This is a genomic window from Streptomyces sp. NPDC058964, from assembly GCF_042741275.1.
In the GTDB taxonomy this organism is placed as follows: Bacteria; Actinomycetota; Actinomycetes; order Streptomycetales; family Streptomycetaceae; genus Streptomyces.
On the sequence record NZ_JBHYKH010000682.1, the window covers coordinates 1 to 3961 of the forward strand.

At 72.7% G+C, this 3961-nt stretch carries 3 protein-coding genes; 2 read left to right on the forward strand and 1 reads right to left on the reverse strand.

Going from position 1 to position 3961, the window contains the following annotated elements:
- Nucleotides 1–226: 226 nt before the first annotated feature.
- Nucleotides 227–496: a hypothetical protein gene (locus tag ACFW2E_RS42910; RefSeq protein WP_384476431.1), complete on the forward strand. Its 270-nt coding sequence runs from the start codon at nucleotides 227–229 to the stop codon at nucleotides 494–496.
- 13 nt (nucleotides 497–509) lie between these two features.
- On the opposite strand, the gene ACFW2E_RS42915 is transcribed toward ACFW2E_RS42910, so the two are convergent.
- Nucleotides 510–1268, reverse strand: coding sequence for a ferritin-like fold-containing protein (locus ACFW2E_RS42915; protein WP_384476434.1), 759 nt, complete (start codon nucleotides 1266–1268; stop codon nucleotides 510–512).
- Between the two features lie 496 nt (nucleotides 1269–1764).
- Here ACFW2E_RS42915 and ACFW2E_RS42920 point away from each other — a divergent pair.
- Nucleotides 1765–3961, forward strand: a 2197-nt coding sequence (locus tag ACFW2E_RS42920; RefSeq protein ID WP_384476437.1) for a DEAD/DEAH box helicase, incomplete at its 3' end; no start/stop codon positions are given.

Here is a 3961-nt window from a genome sequence, read left to right on the forward strand (position 1 = left end):
CGGGCCGCCTGCCCCGGCTGGGTGGGTCTCGGGGCGTTTGTGTCCGCGCGTCGCGCGGGGGCGGGGGGCGCAGGGGCCCCGGGGCCCCCTTCCGCATGGAACGGTGTGAACGATCTCCACGGGCGGAGCACAAGTCACCCACAGGGGAGGATTGCATTCCGCAGGTCACGGGTATGACGGGCTACGACCGCGAAGCGCGGGTCGGCCATGTGGGAGGGACCGCGTCATGATCCTGGAAGCTCTCGGCTCCACGCTGCTCGGCGCCGTTTTGGCCTGGACCGCGGTGCACCGCTTCTCGCGTCGGCTGCCCGCCCGTCCGCTGGTGTTCTGCACGGGCGTCGCCGGCGCCCTCTTCGGTGACTTCGTCACACACAGCGCACTGGGCCCCGGCCCGCTCCTGCTGAGCCTCCTCGGCGCGGCGGTGGTCTCCGCGGCCTCGCTGTCGCTGCTGCTGCGACCGGCCGGGAGACTCCGCCGACGATCAGCCCCGGCGTAGGGGCCGGTAACCCCTAGGCCGCCAGCCCAAGCGCCGCCATCCGCTTCGTGTGGGCCTCGGTGATACGGGAGAACATCCTGCCGACCTCGGCGAGGTCGAAGCCGTCCGCGACGCCGCCCACGAGCATCGTGGACAGCGCGTCACGGTCGGCGACCACACGCTGCGACTGCGAGAGCGCTTCACCCATGAGACGCCGCGCCCACAGGGCGAGACGGCCGCCCACGCGCGGGTCCGCGTCGATCGCGGCGCGCACCTTCTCGACGGCGAAGCCGGCGTGTCCGGTGTCGTCCAGGACGGCCAGGACGAGTTCGCGCGTGTCCGAGTCCAGACGGGCCGCGACCTCCCGGTAGAAGTCGCTGGCGATCGAGTCACCGACGTACGCCTTGACCAGGCCTTCCAGCCAGTCCGAGGGCGCCGTCTGCCTGTGGAAGCCGTCGAGGGCCGCGACGAAGGGCTCCATGGCCTGGGTGGGCTCCTCGCCGATCTCGGTGAGCCTGTCCCGCAGCTGCTCGAAGTGGTGGAACTCGGCCGAGGCCATCTTGGCCAGCTCCGCCTTGTCCGCCAGCGTGGGCGCCAGCTTGGCGTCCTCCGCGAGCCGCTCGAACGCCGCAAGCTCCCCGTAGGCGAGTGCGCCGAGCAGATCCACGACCGCGGCGCGGTACTGCGGGTCGGTGGAGGCCTTCGCCCAGTCCTGGGCGGCGACTCCGGTGGCCTCGGGCGAGGCTTCCTCGGGGGCGGTGTGAGGCTTGTCAGAGCTCGTCATGAAGCGCACAATAGCCCGCCCGCCGCCCCTCGGAAGCCCCTGGTCAACCAGTGTGACGACGAGTACGTGACCAATTCGGCCATCACGTGTGCGAGTTTCCGGGGTATGGTGGTAATGCGCCTGCTGGTACGTGGTCGTAAATGGACGTCGTACCTCGACAGGCCGCACGTATGAGGATGCCCGGTCGGTGGCCCGATCGGCTCCGACCCGACAGCCCTCCTGGCCGTACGCGCAGTGCGTACGACAACCGGAGGGACACCCTCAGCGGTACGAGCGCTAGAGCGTCGGCAGTGGTCCCGTGCCATACGGCTTGCCCGAGTGGTTTGACCGTAAGGCAGCCGACGTCCCCCGGCACGGTCCGTCAAGACCCCCGCGCTCGCCTCGCGCCGCGACTCACAGAAGAGGCAGCACCCTGACTACGACGTTCCGAGAACTCGGGATCCTTCCCGAGACCGCCGAGGCCCTCGAAGCCGTCGGCATCATCAACCCCTTCCCCATCCAGGAGATGACGCTCCCCGTCGCCCTCGCGGGCAACGACGTCATCGGCCAGGCCAAGACCGGCACCGGCAAGACGCTGGGCTTCGGCCTTCCGCTCCTCGAGCGCGTGACCGTTCCCGCCGACATCGAGGCCGGCCGCGCCCGCCCCGAGTCGCTCACCGACGCCCCGCAGGCGCTCGTCGTCGTCCCCACGCGCGAGCTGTGCACGCAGGTCACCAACGACCTGCTGACCGCGGGCAAGGTGCGCAACGTGCGCGTCACCGCGATCTACGGCGGCCGGGCCTACGAGCCTCAGGTCGAGGCCCTCAAGAAGGGCGTCGACGTGGTCGTCGGCACCCCGGGCCGCCTCCTGGACCTCGCGGGCCAGAAGAAGCTGAACCTGAACCACGTCAAGTGCCTGGTGCTCGACGAGGCCGACGAGATGCTCGACCTGGGCTTCCTGCCCGACGTCGAGAAGATCGTCAACATGCTTCCGGCGAAGCGCCAGACCATGCTGTTCTCGGCGACCATGCCGGGCGCGGTCATCGGTCTCGCGCGCCGCTACATGTCGCAGCCCACCCACATCCGCGCCACCGCGCCGGACGACCAGGGCGCGACCGTCGCGAACATCAAGCAGTTCGTCTACCGCGCGCACTCCATGGACAAGCCGGAGATGATCGCCCGTCTGCTGCAGGCCGAGGGCCGCGGCCTGGCGATGATCTTCTGCCGCACCAAGCGCACGGCCGCCGACATCGCCGAGCAGCTCCAGCGTCGCGGCTTCGCCTCCGGCGCGGTCCACGGCGACCTGGGCCAGGGCGCCCGTGAGCAGGCGCTGCGCGCCTTCCGCAACGGCAAGGTGGACGTCCTCGTCTGCACCGACGTCGCCGCCCGCGGCATCGACGTCGAGGGCGTGACCCACGTCATCAACTACCAGTCGCCCGAGGACGAGAAGACGTACCTGCACCGCGTCGGCCGTACGGGCCGCGCGGGCGCGAAGGGTACGGCGGTCACGTTCGTCGACTGGGACGACATCCCGCGCTGGCAGCTGATCAACAAGGCGCTGGAGCTGGACTTCAACGACCCGGTGGAGACGTACTCCACGTCGCCGCACTTCTTCGAGGACCTGAACATCCCCGCGGGCATCAAGGGTGTCCTGCCGCGTTCCGAGCGCACCCGTGCCGGGCTCGACGCGGAGGAGGTGGAGGACCTGGGCGAGCCGGGCGGCCGCGGTGCGCGCGGCCGTGGGGGCCGTGGTGAGGCCCGTTCCACGGAGCGCGAGCGTCCGGCGCGTACGCCGCGTAGTCGCCGCCGCACGCGCGGCGGAGCGGCCGTGGACTCCACGGCCGGTACGACACCCGTCGACTCGACGTCCCCGGCCGCCGAGGCCGTCACGGCCGAGGAGCCGACGTCCACCCGCACCCCGCGCCGTCGCCGCCGCACTCGCGGCGGGGCGTCGGCGGAACAGCGGCCCGTGGCTGCAACCGAGACCGTGGTGACCGAGGCCGCCGAGGCCGCTGTGACCACGGCGGAAGGTCCTGCCGCGGTCGAGACCCCGGAGAAGCCGCGCCGCCGCCGTACCCGCAAGTCGGCGGAGCGGCCGGTGACGCAGGCCGAGACCACGGCCGAGGTCGTGGCCGAGCCCGAGACGCCGGTGGCCACCGCTCCCCCGGCGCCCGCGGAGGCACCGGAAGCCAAGCCGCGCCGCCGCACGCGCAAGGCCGCGGAGCCGACCGGGACCGCCGAGACCGTGGTCGCCACGGCCGAGGGCACCGCAGAGGCCGCCCCGGCGACCAGGCCCCGCCGCGCCCGCAAGACGGCAGCCGCCGCCGAGACGGCCGTGGACACCGCCGAGGCCACCGAGGCCAAGCCGCGCCGCACGCGGAAGACCGCCGCCGCCACCGAGGCAGCCACGGAGACCGCCGAGGCCAAGCCGCGCCGCACCCGCAAGACGGCAGCCGCCGCCGAGACCGCGGTGGACACCGCCGAGGCCGCCCTCGCCACGCCCCGGCGCACCCGCAAGACGGCAGCCGCCGCCGAGACCGCGGTGGACACCGCCGAGGCCACCGAGGCCAAGCCCCGTCGCACCCGCAAGACGGCAGCCGCCGCCGAGACGGCCGTGGACACCGCCGAGGCGAAGCCCGCGCGTCGGACCCGCAAGACCGCCGCCGTGGTGACCGCCGGGATTCCGGCGCAGGCCACGGAGGAGCCGGAGGTCAAGCCGCGCC

Coding starts and splice junctions, on each gene's coding strand:
- ACFW2E_RS42910 (WP_384476431.1), top strand. CDS start 227: ATGATCCTGGAAGCTCTCGGCTCCACGCTGCTCGGCGCCGTTTTGGCC.